The 11971-nt window shown below is 71.0% G+C and carries 11 protein-coding genes; 1 reads left to right on the forward strand and 10 read right to left on the reverse strand.

Going from position 1 to position 11971, the window contains the following annotated elements:
- Positions 1 to 155: 155 nt before the first annotated feature.
- The 7 genes from OG985_RS30195 to OG985_RS30225 all read right to left on the reverse strand — a co-directional run bounded on the left by OG985_RS30195 (position 156) and on the right by OG985_RS30225 (position 8217).
- Complete coding sequence (locus OG985_RS30195) at positions 156 to 1124, reverse strand: N-acetylglucosamine kinase (protein WP_371671500.1); 969 nt, start codon at positions 1122 to 1124, stop codon at positions 156 to 158.
- On the reverse strand, positions 1115 to 2380 hold the full coding sequence (locus OG985_RS30200; RefSeq protein ID WP_371671501.1) for a 6-phospho-beta-glucosidase: 1266 nt from the start codon (positions 2378 to 2380) through the stop codon (positions 1115 to 1117). Before OG985_RS30200 ends, OG985_RS30195 begins: the two co-directional genes overlap by 10 nt.
- Positions 2381 to 2384: 4 nt before the next feature.
- Positions 2385 to 3278: a carbohydrate ABC transporter permease gene (locus OG985_RS30205; RefSeq protein WP_371671502.1), complete on the reverse strand. Its 894-nt coding sequence runs from the start codon at positions 3276 to 3278 to the stop codon at positions 2385 to 2387.
- Positions 3278 to 4219 carry a carbohydrate ABC transporter permease gene (locus OG985_RS30210; protein ID WP_371671503.1) on the reverse strand — a complete coding sequence of 314 codons (942 nt, stop codon included), beginning with the start codon at positions 4217 to 4219 and terminating at the stop codon, positions 3278 to 3280. The genes OG985_RS30205 and OG985_RS30210 overlap by 1 nt, the downstream gene beginning before the upstream one ends.
- Before the next feature lie 8 nt (positions 4220 to 4227).
- Complete coding sequence (locus tag OG985_RS30215) at positions 4228 to 5565, reverse strand: ABC transporter substrate-binding protein (RefSeq protein WP_371671504.1); 1338 nt, start codon at positions 5563 to 5565, stop codon at positions 4228 to 4230.
- 105 nt (positions 5566 to 5670) lie between these two features.
- Positions 5671 to 6882 (reverse strand): ROK family protein, encoded by a 1212-nt coding sequence (locus tag OG985_RS30220; RefSeq protein ID WP_371671505.1) that lies wholly within the window; start codon positions 6880 to 6882, stop codon positions 5671 to 5673.
- A gap of 237 nt (positions 6883 to 7119) precedes the next feature.
- The gene (locus OG985_RS30225) at positions 7120 to 8217 is read right to left on the reverse strand and encodes a mechanosensitive ion channel family protein (protein ID WP_371671506.1); all 1098 of its coding nucleotides are present in this window, start codon (positions 8215 to 8217) and stop codon (positions 7120 to 7122) included.
- A 281-nt stretch (positions 8218 to 8498) separates the two neighbouring features.
- Between OG985_RS30225 and OG985_RS30230 the strand changes: the two genes are divergently transcribed.
- Positions 8499 to 9035 carry an HNH endonuclease gene (locus OG985_RS30230; RefSeq protein ID WP_371671507.1) on the forward strand — a complete coding sequence of 179 codons (537 nt, stop codon included), beginning with the start codon at positions 8499 to 8501 and terminating at the stop codon, positions 9033 to 9035.
- A 280-nt stretch (positions 9036 to 9315) separates the two neighbouring features.
- On the opposite strand, the gene OG985_RS30235 is transcribed toward OG985_RS30230, so the two are convergent.
- Genes OG985_RS30235 through OG985_RS30245 form a run of 3 tightly spaced genes read right to left on the reverse strand, consistent with a single transcriptional unit; the run spans position 9316 to position 11920 of the window.
- Positions 9316 to 10698 (reverse strand): FtsX-like permease family protein, encoded by a 1383-nt coding sequence (locus tag OG985_RS30235; RefSeq protein WP_371671508.1) that lies wholly within the window; start codon positions 10696 to 10698, stop codon positions 9316 to 9318.
- A complete protein-coding gene (locus OG985_RS30240; RefSeq protein WP_371671509.1) occupies positions 10695 to 11390 on the reverse strand; it encodes an ABC transporter ATP-binding protein in 696 nt (231 codons plus the stop codon). Before OG985_RS30240 ends, OG985_RS30235 begins: the two co-directional genes overlap by 4 nt.
- A complete protein-coding gene (locus OG985_RS30245) occupies positions 11387 to 11920 on the reverse strand; it encodes a PadR family transcriptional regulator (protein WP_371671510.1) in 534 nt (177 codons plus the stop codon). Before OG985_RS30245 ends, OG985_RS30240 begins: the two co-directional genes overlap by 4 nt.
- Positions 11921 to 11971 lie beyond the last annotated feature (51 nt).

Genomic DNA, 11971 nt, shown 5'->3' on the forward strand with positions numbered 1-11971 from the left:
CATTCGCACCGGCCTTCACTGGATCTTGATGGGATCGCAGTGTGCTTGACGGTATTCCGGCACGAAGCCGCGCCCCGCGCCACCCCCTCTCCATGAATACGCCGGTGGAATCGGTTCGGTTCCCGCGCCGGCCAGGGCGTACGCGAGGGCGTGCGCTACCCGAAGTACGCTCGCGCCCGCTCGTGCACCTCCGCTCCCGCCGCCACCCGGTCCAACCCCAGCAACACCGCTCCCAGCACCGGCGGCGCCGCCACCACCAGGGGAACCGCCTTCGGCGCCCGTACGGCCAGCAACTCCCGTATTCCGTCGTCCAGTTGGGGGTGTCGAGCGGCCAGGACGCCGCCGCCCAGCAGTACCGGCGTCTCCTCCTCCAGCAGCTCCAGCCGGGTCAGTGCCACCGTGGCCATCGCCACCACCTCGTCGGCGAGGCGGTCGACGACCGCGCGGGCGACCGTGTCGCCGGCGGCCGCCGTGGCGAACAGGACCGGCGTCAGCTCGTGGCGGCGGTCCTGTTCGACGTCCTCCAGGTGCAGCGCCTCGACGAGGGCGTACATGGAACCGAGCCCGAAGTGGGCGGGCAGGGTGTGCGCCAGCGCGGTCGGGCCGCCGCGGCCGTCCTCCGCGCGGGAGGCGTGCCACAGCGCCTCCTCCGCCAGGCCCCAGCCACCGCCCCAGTCGCCGGAGATCCGGCCGAGCGCGGGGAAGCGGGCGGTGCGCCCGTCGGGCCGCATGCCGACGCAGTTGATGCCCGCGCCGCAGACGACCGCCACGCCCCGCGGCTCGGTGATGCCGGCCCGCAGGATCGCGAACGTGTCGTTGCGCACCTCGACGCTCGCGCCCCAGCCGCGGGCCCGCAGCGCGGCCGCCAACCGCTCCTCCTCGACGGGGAAGTCGGCGTTGGCGAGGCAGGCCGACACGTGGTCGACCGAGCTGGTCCCGGCGGCGGCGAAGGCCCGCGACACGGCCTCGGCGAGGGTGTCCACCGCCTCCTCGACGCCCACCGCGGGCGGCCGGAACCCGCCGCCGCGGGCCGTGGCGAGGACGGTCCCGTCGGTCGCCACCACCGCCACGTCGGTCTTGCTGTTGCCCGCGTCGACGGCGAGGACACGTGCGGTCATGCCCACGCGAGATGCTCCCGGTTGTGTGCGATCAGCTGGTCGGTGAGGGCGTCCGCGTACGCGTGCTGCCCGACGAGGGGGTGGGCGAGCAGCGCTCGGAACACCCGGTCCCGGCCGCCGCGCAGGGCTGCCTCCAGGGCCAGGTCCTCGTAGGCCGTCACGTTCGCCGTCAGGCCGGCGAACAGGGGGTCGACGGGCGGCACGGGCAGCGGGGTGGTGCCCTTGGGACCCACCGCCGCCTGCACCTCGATCACCGCGTCGTCGGGGAGGAAGGGCAGCGTGCCCCGGTTGAGGGTGTTCACCACCTGGTAGGGGCTCCCGCCTCCGCCGAGCAGCCCGGCCGCGAGGTCCACGGCCGCCTCCGAGTAGAAGGCGCCGCCCCGTTTGCCGAGGAGTTCCGGCTTCTCGTCGAGGCTCGGATCGCCGTACATCTTCAGCAACTGCCGTTCCATCTCGGCCACTTCCGCGGCCCGGGACGGCTTGGTCCGCAGTTCCCGGACGACCTCGTCGTGCGCGTAGTAGTAGCGCAGGTAGTACGACGGGACGACGCCCAGGCGGTCGAGGAGCGGGCCGGGCAGGTGCAGGTCGGCGGCGATCGCGTCGCCGTGCTCGGCCAGCAGCCGGGGCAGCACGTCCTCGCCCTCGGGGCCGCCGAGCCGTACGCCGGTCTCCCAGGTGAGGTGGTTGAGGCCGACGTGGTCGAGGTGGATGTCCGTTGGGGTGAGGCCGAGCAGGGCGGCGAACTTGCGCTGGAAACCGATCGCCACGTTGCACAGGCCGACCGCCTTGTGGCCGGCCTGGAGCAGGGCGCGGGTCACGATGCCGACCGGGTTGGTGAAGTCGATGATCCAGGCGTCCGGGTTGGTACGGCGGACGCGTTCGGCGATGTCGAGCACCACCGGGACCGTGCGCAGTGCCTTGGCCAGGCCGCCCGCGCCCGTCGTCTCCTGTCCGACGCAGCCGCACTCCAGCGGCCAGGTCTCGTCCTGCTCGCGGGCCGCCTGGCCGCCGACACGGAGCTGGAGAAGCACCGCGTCGGCCCCGTCGACGCCCGCGTCCAGGTCGTCCGTCGTGACGATCCGGCCGGGGTGGCCCTGCCGGGCGAAGATCCGGCGGGCCAGACCGCCCACCAGTTCCAGGCGCTCGGCCGCCGGGTCGACGAGCACGAGTTCCTCGATGGGCAGGGTGTCCCTGAGCCGCGCGAAGCCGTCGATGAGTTCGGGTGTGTAGGTCGAGCCTCCGCCGACCACGGTGAGTTTCATGCAGCTAACCCTTTACTCCGGTGAGCGTGACACCCTCGACGAACGCCTTCTGGGCGAAGAAGAACACGAGGATCACGGGGGCCATGACCAGCACGGTGGCGGCCATGGTGAGGTTCCAGTCGGTGTGGTGCGCGCCCTTGAAGGACTCCAGGCCGTAACTCAGCGTCCAGGCCGCCGTGTTCTCGGAGGCGTAGATCTGCGGGCCGAAGTAGTCGTTCCAGGCGTAGAAGAACTGGAAGAGTCCGACGGCCGCGATGCCCGGCTTCGCCATCGGCAGCACGACCCGCAGCAGGGTGCGCAGGTCGCCGCAGCCGTCCACCTTCGCCGCGTCCAGGTACTCGTTCGGGATGGTCATCAGGAACTGGCGCAGCAGGAAGATGGAGAACGCGTCACCGAAGGCCATCGGGATGATCAGCGGCCACAGGGTGCCGGACAGGTCCAGCTGCTTCGCCCAGAACAGGTACATCGGGATGATGACCACCTGCGGCGGCAGCATCATCATCGAGATCACCAGCATGAGTGACAGGTTCCGCCCGCGGAACCGGAACTTGGCGAGCGCGTACGCCACCGGGATCGACGACGCGACGGTGAGGACGGTGCCGAGTCCGGCGTAGATCAGCGTGTTCTTCCACCAGGTCAGGAAGCCCGGCGTGTCGAAGACCTTCCGGTAGTTGCCCCATTCCCAGTTGTGCGGGATCAGATCGCGGCTGAGTGCCTGGCTGTCGCTCATCAGCGAGGTCAGCACGACGAACACGAAGGGCAGGGTGAAGAAGAGGGCGGCCGCGAGACCGATGGAGTGGACCGCGATCCATTCCAGCACGGCCCGGCGGCGGGCGGTGCGTTCGGCGGGAGAGACGGACGCCGTCAACTCCACGGGCTTGTCGAGTAGCTGAGTCATCAGTCACCTGCCTGGATGAGACCGCCCCGGCGCCGCATCAGCAACGCGGTGAACGCCATCGACAGGACGAACAGCACCAGTGCCACCACACAGGCGGAGCCGTAGTCGAAACGCTGGAAACCGAGGTTGTAGACGAGCTGGGGGAGGGTCAGGGTGGACTTGTCCGGGTAGCCGGGCTCGAACTGGGTGCCCGCGCCCTGGATCACGCCCGAGGCGACCTTTCCGGCGATGAGGGGCTGTGTGTAGTACTGCATCGTCTGGATCACGCCGGTGACGACGGCGAACATCACGATGGGCGAGATGTTCGGGAGCGTGACGTACCGGAAGCGCTGCCAGGCCGACGCGCCGTCCAGCTCCGCCGCCTCGTACTGCTCCGTCGGTACGTCGAGCAGCGCGGCCATGAAGATGACCATCAGGTCGCCGATGCCCCACAGCGCGAGCAGGGTGAGGGCGGGCTTGGACCAGGTGGGGTCGTTGAACCAGCCGGGGGCCGGCACGCCGATCTTCTCCAGGAGGGAGTTGACCGGGCCCGTACCGGGGTTGAGGAGGAACGCGAAGGCCATGGTGGCCGCCACGGGCGGGGCCAGGTACGGCAGGTAGAAGAGGGTGCGGAAGACGCCCGTGGCCGTCTTGATCTTCGTGATCAGCAGGCCGATGCCCAGCCCGAAGAGCACGCGCAGGCTGACCATGATGACGACCAGCCACAGGGTGTTGCGCAGGGCGGGCCAGAAGAGGGGGTAGTGCTCGAAGACGTACGTCCAGTTCTTCGTGCCGCTCCACGTCGGCGGCTTGAAGCCGTCGTAGTGCATGAACGAGAAGTAGACGGTCGAGAGCAGCGGATAGGCGAAGAAGACCGTGAAGCCGATCAACCAGGGCGACATGAAGGCGGCTGTGCGAAGCGCCGACCGGCGGCGCTTCGACGCCAGGGTGATGGTGCTCATCGTCGTCGCTACTTCGCCTGCGCGATGTCCGTGTCGATCTGCGCGGCGGTCTTCTTCAGGCCCGCCTTCAGGTCGCCGACCTTGCCGCTCTCGTAGTCGTAGCCGAAGTTCTGGATCGTCACCAGGTACACGCCGCCGTTGATGGAGGCGGGAGACGTGGTGGAGTTGGGGTTCGCCGCGATGTCCAGGAACGTCTTGAAGCGCGGGTCGTACTTGAGCTTCGGGGACTTGAGCGCCGCCAGCGTGGAGGGCACGTTGTGGATGGCGTTGGAGAAGTTCACCACCGCGTCCGTGTCGGTGGTGATGTACTTCACCAGCTCCCAGGCCGCGTTCTGCTTCTTGCTGGTGGCGGCGATGCCGGTGATGGTGCCGGTGATGTAGCCCTTGCCGTACTGGTCGGCCTGGTCGTCGGGCACCGGCAGCGGGGCGACGCCGATCTCGAAGTCCGGCTTGGCGTCGACGGCCATGCCCAGACGCCATTCGCCGTCCAGCTGCATCGCGACCTGACCGGTGTGGAAGGGGTGCTTGGGGCCCCACTCGTCACCGAGCTTGGAGCGGTAGGTCTCCAGCTTCTTGTAGCCGCCGAGTTCGTCGACGAGCTTCTTCTGGAGGGTGAAACCGGCCGCGAAGGCGGGGTCCTTCGCGAGGTTCGACTTGCCGCTCGAGTCGAAGTAGGTCGGGGAGAACTGGCCAAGGTAGTGCTCGGTCGTCGATTCCCAGCCGTGGTAGTCGGGCATGAAGCCGAGCTGCTTGTAGCTGTCTCCCTGGGTGATCGTCAGCTTCTTCGCGTCGGCCTCGAACTGCGACCAGGTCTTCGGCGGGCTCTTGATCCCGGCCTTCGCGAACGCCGTCTTGTTGTAGTAGAGCCCGTACGCGTCGCCCAGCAGCGGTGCGGTGCAGCGGTTGCCGTCGAACTGGGTGTACTCGTTCATCGCCTTCGGGAAAGTCGTCTCCGGGTCGATCCCGGCCTTCTTGAAGAACGGGTTGAGGTCGACCAGGGCGCCGGAGGAGCAGAACTTGCCGACGTTGTTCGTGGTGAAGGAGGAGATCACGTCGGGCGCCTTGTCGCCGCCCGTGCGCAGCGCCTGGTTGATCTTGTCGTCGGTCATGTTGCCGACGACGTTCACATGGATGTTGGGGTGCGCCTTCTCGAAGCCGGCGACCAGGTCCTTGACGCCCTTGACCTCTCCGGGCGCGCTCCAGGCGTGCCAGAAGTTGATGGTCGTCTCCTTCGACGCGTCGTCGCTCGCGCCGGTGTCGGACTGGCCGGTACAGGCGGTGGCGAGGAGGGCGATGGAGGCGGAGGCGGCCAGTGCGACGGCCACTTTGCGGGACTTTCCGGGCATGACGGGGTCTCCCTAGGGCAGGGCGGGGCAGGGGCGGGGTGAACGGGACGATCGGCGTGCGGGGCCGGGGCGGTGTGGGGGAGGACTGTGGGGGTGCGGGCGGGCTCAGCGCGAGGTGTCGAAGACCTCGTCGCGGGTGGTCGCCAGCGCGCTCTCCAGCGCGCCGCGCAACACGGGGTGTTCATGGACGTCACCGACGACGAGCCGGGGCCGGGACGCGGCCAGTTCCTCGAGCTCGGCCTGCACGAGGGCGCGCAGCGTTTCGCCGCCCGCGGTCAGCGAGGCGCCGCTGAGGACGACGAGTTCCGGGTCGAGGACGGACACCAGGGAGGCGAGACCGGTCGCGAGGTGGGTCGCGTAGGTCTCCAGGAGCCTGCGGTGGGGACCGTCGTCGGCCTCCGCCGCCCGGGCCACGATCGCGGCCGCGACCTCGGCGTACGGGCCCGAGGGGATCTCCTCGACGCCCAGTCGGCGGGCCAGCTTGGGGATCGCCTGCGAACCGGCAAGTTCCTGGTAACCGCCGCTGTTGGCCTTGGTGACCTGCCGGACCAGGGGAGTGCCCGGCACCGGCAGGAAGCCGACCTCGCCGGCGCCGCCGGTCCAGCCGCGGTGCAGCCGCCCGCCGAGGACCAGGGCGGCGCCGAGGCCCCCCTCGTTCCACAGCAGCACGAAGTCGCCGTGCCCGCGGGCCGCGCCGAGCCGCTGCTCGGCGACGGCGACGAGGTTGACGTCGTTCTCGTACTCGACCGGCATCGGCAGGGTGGCGGCCAGCTCGTCGAGGAGGGCCGGGGTGTGCCAGCCGGGCAGGTGGGAGGCGTAGCGCAGGCGACCGGTGTTGGGGTCGAAGGCGCCGGGGGTACCGATGACGAGCCGGTGGACGTCGGCACGGGCGAGCCCGGCGGCCTTCACGGCGCCGTCGAGGGCGTCGGTGACCTGCTGGACGACGGGGATGCCGGGGTGCCTGCCGGGGGTGGGCAGTTCGTACCGGCCGATCGTCCGGCCGGTGACGTCGGCGACGGCGGCGAGGACGCGTTCGGGGGTGACGTCGAGTCCGGCGGCGTACGCGGCCGCCGGGTTGACCTCGTAGAGCTGGGCGTTGGGTCCCGGCCGGCCTTCCGTGGTGCCGGTGGCCAGGACAAGGCCGGCCGACTCCAGGCGGGCGAGCAGCTGGGAGGCGGTCGGCTTGGAGAGGCCGGTGAGCTTGCCGATCCGGGTGCGGGACAGCTGCCCGTGCGCCAGGAGGAGGTCCAGGGCGGCCCGGTCGTTCATGGCGCGCAGGACGCGCGGGGTGCCCGGCGTACCGGCGGTTGCTGCCATGGGGTCGACACCTGCCTTTCGGCCGTCCAGCTTCTCAGTGACCGGGTGGGTAAGTCCACGGGTGATCACGGAGGGACCGTTCGAAGATCACTGTTAGGAAGGTTTCCTATCGGATGGCAGGAACGTAAGCCCAGGGGGAATAAGGCGTCAATAGGGACAGCCCCCGAGGCAACAGACTCGTTACCTGCGGGGGCTGCGCGATACCTGGGGGCGATCCCGTCGTCGGGGTCGTACGCCCTACTTCGGAGCCGGTCGCTGAGCCCCGAGCGGGGAGGCCGCCGCGGACTGCGGGGACTCGGCGTTGGCGTACACCGACGGGGCGGCGACGGCCGCCGCGGCGTCGGCGGCCGCCTCCTCCTCCGGGTGGGCCGTCGCGCCGCCGACGATGCGGATGTCGGCCGCGTCGAAGGCCCGCTTGATGCGCCAGCGCAGTTCGCGGGCGACGGTGAGGGACTTGCCCGGCATCGTCTTGGCGGTGACGTGGACGACCATCGAGTCGAGCAGCACACTGTCCAGGCCCAGGACCTCGATCGGCCCCCAGAGGAGCTCGTTCCAGGGCTCCTCCTTGCTCATCTTCTCGGCGACCTCGTCGAGGGTGGCCTTGACCCGGTCCAGGTCCTCGGACGCCTTCACGGTCACGTCGACGCCCGCCGTCGCCCAGCCCTGGGAGAGGTTGCCGATCCGCTTGACCTCGCCGTTGCGGACGTACCAGATCTCGCCGCTGTCGCCGCGCAGCTTGGTCACCCGCAGGCCGACCTCGATGACCTCGCCGGAGGCGACGCCCGCGTCGATCGAGTCACCCACGCCGTACTGGTCCTCCAGGATCATGAAGACGCCGGAGAGGAAGTCCGTCACCAGGTTGCGGGCGCCGAAACCGATCGCGACACCCGCCACACCCGCCGAGGCCAGCAGCGGGGCGAGGTTGATCTGGAACGTGCCCAGGATCATCAGCGCGGCCGTGCCGAGGATCAGGAAACTCGCCACCGAGCGCAGGACCGAGCCGATGGCCTGGGAGCGCTGACGGCGGCGCTCGACGTTCACCAGCAGACCGCCGATCGCCGTGCCGTCCACCGCCTGCACGGTCCGGGTCATGCGATCGATGAGCTTGGTGATCGCCCGCCGCACCATGATTCTCAGGACCCCCGCGATCACCAGGATCAGCAGGACCCTGAGCCCGATCGCGAGCCAGGTGGACCAGTTCTGCTCGACCCAGCTGGCGGCGTTGGTCGCGCTCTCCTGGGCGTCCTGGAGCGAGGGGACGGCCGGGGTCGTCGACTCGGACGGGGTCGGCGACGGCGACGAACCGGCGGCGAGCAGGACGGCGGACAAGGACACGGCAGGTACCTCCAGGTGCTGCGCTCCGCACCCGGCGGGGAGTCAAGGTCACGGAAAGGTCACCGGGCGGCAGACCCACCACACTAACGGTGCATCGTGTGTGGATCGGTGCGATGTCCGGGGGAGAGACCGTGCTCACCTGGGCATGTCGAAGCGTGTGGTCGAAAACACTCCCAGCCCGTTACCGGGACATGGTGGCGCTTCCACCAGGCAAGAGGGGACACTGACTACGGATCGTCCCGGCGCGAGCCACGCGCCGCCGGCGTACAAGGAGGCCATCCGTGCCGCATGTCCTGGTCCTCAACGCGTCGTACGAGCCGCTCGGCGTCGTACCGCTCCGTCGCGCGCTCGTCCTCGTCCTGGAGAACAAGGCAGTCTCCCTCGAGGAATCCGGCGCCTTCATGCACAGCGCCACCGTCACACTCCCCGCACCCAGCGTGGTCCGGCTCAAGCGATTCGTCCGGGTTCCCTATCGGGGGCCCGTTCCTCTGACCCGTCGTGCGCTCTTCGCACGTGACGGGGGCCGGTGCATGTACTGCGGTGGCGTCGCAACCAGCGTCGACCACGTCATCCCGCGCAGCCGCGGGGGCAAACACGTCTGGGACAACGTGGTGGCGTCCTGCCGCCGCTGCAACCACGTGAAGGCCGACCGCCATCTCGTCGAGATCGGCTGGCGGCTGCGTCACAAACCCGCGCCGCCCAACGGCCTGGCCTGGCGCATCATCGGCACCGGCCATCGGGATCCGCGCTGGATGCCGTACTTGCAGCCGTTCGGCGCGGACGACGCCTTGGCCCGGATCGACGGCATCTCCGCCTGAGAATCCGGGCTTTCGCACATCCGGCGACGTCGTGCACGGTGACGCGCCGGAGTGCGGCGTGGTGTGCGGCGGTGCCGCCGGAGTCCCCGCCGGCACCGTGCGTGGTCCCGGACGCCGCCGCCCGGGACCGGCGGCCGCGTGCGGCACCGCCTACCGGCGGTCTCCGCGGCCGCCTGGCCTCGCTGTCGCCCCACCGCGCGGCCGGCACCTTCGTGTGTCCTGCCCCGGGGGTCCCCCCGGCCCCCGGGGCAGGACGGTCGATGGCGGCGCGGGCCGCGTACTACACCTGGCGTAGTTCCGCCGGGTGCACCGAGCGGCGCAGCAGGGGCAGTGAGGTCGCCGCCGCCGACAGACAGGACGCGTACACCGCGAGCGGGACCAGCAGCGCCGCGTACGGCACGCCCGGGTCGGCGTACTCGGTGGTGATCGACGCGTACCAGGTGCCGATCGTCATGCCGCCGACCCCGGCCAGCAGCACCGCCGGCGCGAGCGGCAGCGCGGTCTCCAGGAGCTGCGCCCGGGCCAGGACCCGCCGCGGCACGCCGGCGGCGGTCTGCGCGGCCAGGCCCCGGCGGCGGCCGGCCAGCGACTCGGCGGTGCCGACGGCGAGGCCGGACAGGGTGATCAGCAGGGCGGCGAGGACGGCCGCGCCCGTCAGGTTCAGCCCCGTGGTGTAGAAGGACATGCTCATGCCGAGGTGGCCCGCGCGGTCCATGCCGTGGAGGTCGGCGAGAAGTGTCTGCCGGATGCCCACGAAGCCCGTCCCGCCGACCGTCACCATGAGCACGGCCGCGTGCGTGCGGGCCGCCGCCCACGGGTCGTCGCGCAGCCGCTCCGCCGCGATCAGCGTCGCCGCCGTCCGCGCCCGCCGGGCCGACAGCCGGCCGACGAGCCCCGCCGTGGCCCCGACGAGCCAGACCGAACCCGCGCCGACCGTCAGCAGCAGGCCGGCCACCATCAGGGGCACCTGCCCGTACCCCGGCCGCGTGTTGGGCGAGCCGGCGGAGGTGCCGAAGACGGCGACCCCCGCGACCACCGCGATGAGCAGGACCCCTCCCGCGAACAGCAGCCCCGGCCCGCGTCCCGACTGCGGCCGCACCCGTCGTACGTGGCCCAGCGGCGAGATGACGACCCGGCGCAGCGCCAGCGCGCCCGCCGCCGCGCCCAGCACGGGAACGCCCAGGGCGACGGCCGCGATCCCGGCCCAGGTGACGGCGGTCGCGTGGTCCCACAGGCTCAGCACGCAACCGGCCGCGACGAGGGTGACGAGGGCCGAGCCGAGCAGACAGGCCGGACCGGTCTCCAGCGCGGCGATCCGCCGCACCTGCCCCGGCGTCGCCCCGGCCAGCCGTAGCGCGGCCAGCCGCCGGTCGCGGTGCACCGCGCCGATGCGGGCGCACTGGCCGAGGAAGCCGAGCACCGGAACCAGCAGGAGCAGCAGCGCGACGACCGCTCCGGAGCGCTCGCCGGGCTGGTCCAGCAGACCGTTGCCGACGGGTACGGCGTAGTGGCCCCGCAGGGAGGCCAGCGTGACGGCGGCCAGCGCGAACCCGGTCGCGAGCGCCGCGCCCGTCGCGGTGAGCGAGATCCGCCACCACTCACGGCGGTCGGAGCCGCGGGTGAGCTGCCAGGCCAGGCGCAGATCGGAGCGGAGGCTCGTCACGCGGTCACCTCCAGCGGGGTCACGGTGCCGTCGGCGATGCGCACCTCGCGGTCCGCGTACGCGGCCACCTGGGCGTCGTGCGTGATCAGAAGGAGGGCGGCGCCGGTCTCGCGGGCCGTGTGCACCAGGGCCGTCATCACCTGTTCGCTCGCCAGTGAGTCCAGCGCCCCGGTCGGCTCGTCCGCGAACACCACCTTCGGGCCGGTGACCAGGGCCCGGGCCAGGGAGGCCCGCTGGGCCTGGCCACCGCTCAGCTCCCCGGGCCGCAGTTCGGACTGTCCGCGCACCCCGAACCGCTCCAGCCATTCACCGGCCCGGGCGTGGGCCTCGGCCCGTGAGGTGCCGGCGAGCATCAGCGGCAGGGCCACGTTGTCGAGGGCGGTCAGCTCGGGAATCAGCTGGCCGAACTGGAAGACCACCCCGAAGTCGGTACGGCGCAACTCGCTCAGCCGGTTCTCGGGCAGCCGGTCGAGCCGCCGGCCGTCGTAGGTCACCGAACCCGCGTCGGGACGGACGATGCCCGCCAGGCAGTGCAGAAGCGTGGACTTGCCGCTGCCGCTGGGCCCGGTGACGGTGAGGATCTCGCCGGCGCGCAGCTCGACCGAGGCGCCGCGCAGGGCCTGGGTCCTGCCGTGCGTCTTGACGAGGTCGTGGGCTGCCAGCACCGGTATCGCGTTCTCCCCGTTGCTCATGCTGTGTCGACCTCCGCGGTCAGGGTGGTGAGCCGGGCCGCCGTGGTGGTCATCCAGCGGAGGTCGGCGTCGAGGTGGTTGAGGGCGTAGTCCGCCGAGAGCACGGTCGACAGGTCCACGCCGGTGGCGGTCTTGACCGCCGTGAGCTGTCGCATCCGCTCCATGTGGGCGGTGCGCTGGGCTTTCAGGTAGGCCTCCGCGTCGCCGCCGGTGAGGATGGAGACGACGACCTTGGCGAAGATCTCGTTCGTCACGAAGGGCGCGGGCGGGGCGATCTCCCCGGCCCACCGGGCCAGTTCACGGGTCCCGTCGGTCGTGCAGCGGTACCTCGTCCGCTCGGGCCCGCCGTCGGCGTCGGTGCCGTCGATCTCCGCGAGGTCGTCGCGGACCAGGCGCTGGAGGGTCGTGTAGACCTGCCCGTAGGCCAGCGGGCGGGCCTGCGGGAAGCGTTGGTCGTGGCGTCGCTTCAGGTCGTAGCCATGGCTCGGCCCCGAGGCGAGCAGCCCCAGCAGGATGTGGCGGGTGCTCATGCCGATCATTATGCACTGGATACATGTACTGAGTGAATAGTGATCGGAGGA

Origin of the sequence: Streptomyces sp. NBC_00289 (genome assembly GCF_041435115.1) — a bacterium.
In the GTDB taxonomy this organism is placed as follows: Bacteria; Actinomycetota; Actinomycetes; order Streptomycetales; family Streptomycetaceae; genus Streptomyces.

Bases quoted from the DNA above. Each gene is read 5' to 3' on its own strand.
- OG985_RS30220 (WP_371671505.1), bottom strand. From the start codon at position 6,882: ATGGCAGCAACCGCCGGTACGCCGGGCACCCCGCGCGTCCTGCGCGCC.
- OG985_RS30205 (WP_371671502.1), bottom strand. From the start codon at position 3,278: ATGACTCAGCTACTCGACAAGCCCGTGGAGTTGACGGCGTCCGTCTCT.
- OG985_RS30240 (WP_371671509.1), bottom strand. From the start codon at position 11,390: ATGAGCAACGGGGAGAACGCGATACCGGTGCTGGCAGCCCACGACCTC.
- OG985_RS30200 (WP_371671501.1), bottom strand. From the start codon at position 2,380: ATGAAACTCACCGTGGTCGGCGGAGGCTCGACCTACACACCCGAACTC.
- OG985_RS30215 (WP_371671504.1), bottom strand. From the start codon at position 5,565: ATGCCCGGAAAGTCCCGCAAAGTGGCCGTCGCACTGGCCGCCTCCGCC.
- OG985_RS30245 (WP_371671510.1), bottom strand. From the start codon at position 11,920: ATGAGCACCCGCCACATCCTGCTGGGGCTGCTCGCCTCGGGGCCGAGC.
- OG985_RS30210 (WP_371671503.1), bottom strand. From the start codon at position 4,219: ATGAGCACCATCACCCTGGCGTCGAAGCGCCGCCGGTCGGCGCTTCGC.